The sequence below is a fragment of the Robiginitalea sp. genome, from assembly GCF_049588695.1.
Taxonomy (GTDB): Bacteria; Bacteroidota; Bacteroidia; order Flavobacteriales; family Flavobacteriaceae; genus Robiginitalea.
Window position 1 is genome coordinate 1 of the sequence record NZ_JBAVZJ010000359.1, and the last position, 1,640, is coordinate 1,640.

General features: G+C 49.4%; 1 protein-coding gene. It reads left to right on the forward strand.

Annotated elements, in window-relative coordinates; genetic code table 11:
• Positions 1-279: 279 nt before the first annotated feature.
• On the forward strand, positions 280-1,518 hold the full coding sequence (locus WBV75_RS08700) for an FAD-dependent oxidoreductase (RefSeq protein WP_424120239.1): 1,239 nt from the start codon (positions 280-282) through the stop codon (positions 1,516-1,518).
• The last annotated feature ends 122 nt before the right edge of the window (positions 1,519-1,640 follow it).

The following is a 1,640-nucleotide window of genomic DNA, read 5'->3' on the forward strand; positions in this document are numbered from 1 at the left end:
GTATATATAGAGGGAAAGCCCATGAAGTCCGGCTATATTGCGATTCAGGCTGAAAGCCACCCTACAGAATTCCGGAAAATTGAAGTGATGATTCTGGACCCGGAGTGATTGCATTGGCTCCCTCCGCCTTAGGGCAAAAGGGGGGACTTTCCAATTTTGCGATCTTCAATAAGAACCCAGCCCATGAATCCCCGTTTTGAAGTGTTTCAAAGACCGGGGTACCGTTTGATTTTGATTATTTTTGAACCTGCCACAAGGCATTGATTTCACAAAAGTTCTATGAAACCATCTACTGCACCTATTCACATTATTGGAGCGGGTATCAGCGGTCTTGTTGCCGCCCGCACCCTTGAGGATAGGGGTTACGCCCCCATTATTCTGGAAAGCGCTGCCACCCCCGGAGGACGCGTTCAGACGGATACAGAGGGAGGGGTCTTGTTTGATCGGGGGTTCCAGGTGCTGCTGACGGCATATCCCCAGGCCCGTAAGCACCTGGACTATGACAAATTAAATTTGCACCGCTTTCGCCCGGGGGCCCTTATATTTTCCAGGGGCAATCCTGAGCGCATCGGGGATCCGCTACGGGACTTATCCAGTTTGATGCCTACGCTTACAGCCAAAGTAGGTTCCCTTGCCGATAAATGGAAGATTTTCAGGCTTTCAGGAAGCCTTAAAAAAAAATCGGTGGAAGAGATTTTTTCTACCCCGGAGCAGACCACGCTCGAGTATCTGAAGGCATACGGTTTTTCCGACCAGTTGATAAGGACTTTTTTTAAGCCGTTTTTCGGGGGTATCTTCCTGGAAGAAAAACTCCAAACCTCCTCACGTATGTTTGAATTTACCTTTAAAATGTTCAGTGAGGGGTACGCCGCACTTCCTGCCGCGGGCATCGGTGCGATTTCCAGACAACTCGCTGACAGACTTCAAAAAACATCCCTGAACTACGGTCAACGGGTTCAACAAATAAAGTCGGGGTCCGTAATCTTGAACGGAGGTGAAGAACGGGCCAGTCGGGCCACCCTGATTACTGTTCCCTTTGATTCGGAAACTGGAATGCTCCAGGGAACTGAAGTGTCATGGGAGCGGTGCGACAACCTTTATTTCAGTGTGGCGAAACCGACGTTTGACAAAGGTATTATCGCCCTGGTTTCAGACCCCGATGCCCTGGTGAATAATCTTTATTATCCTTTTGGACAGCAGGTGGAAGGTTTTCCGGTCCTCTCGGTGACCGTGGTTAAAAATCACAATTTAACTCAGGCGGAATTGATACAAAAGGTCAGTGAAGAGCTGGAACGTCTCTGCGGGATTCAAACCAAAACCTTTTTAAAGCACTATAGTATTGACAAAGCGCTACCCAGGAGGACCGATCTGAAAATGGAGTTGGAAAGGCCCGAAAGCAAAAACTTCGAAAATCTCTTTGTCGCCGGGGATTATTTGTTGAACGGATCGCTCAATGCAGCCATGGCTTCGGGGGAGGCGGCAGCCCACGCACTGGCGAATGCCGTGGAACGAGCTTAGGTCCTCCGATATTTACCAGCCTGCAGGGCTCTGTACGGCAAATGGCGAATGGATCTACCTTACGTTGGTTTACAATGGTCATCGGGAGTCCACAGGCTCCAACATAAACCCCGGTGATACAA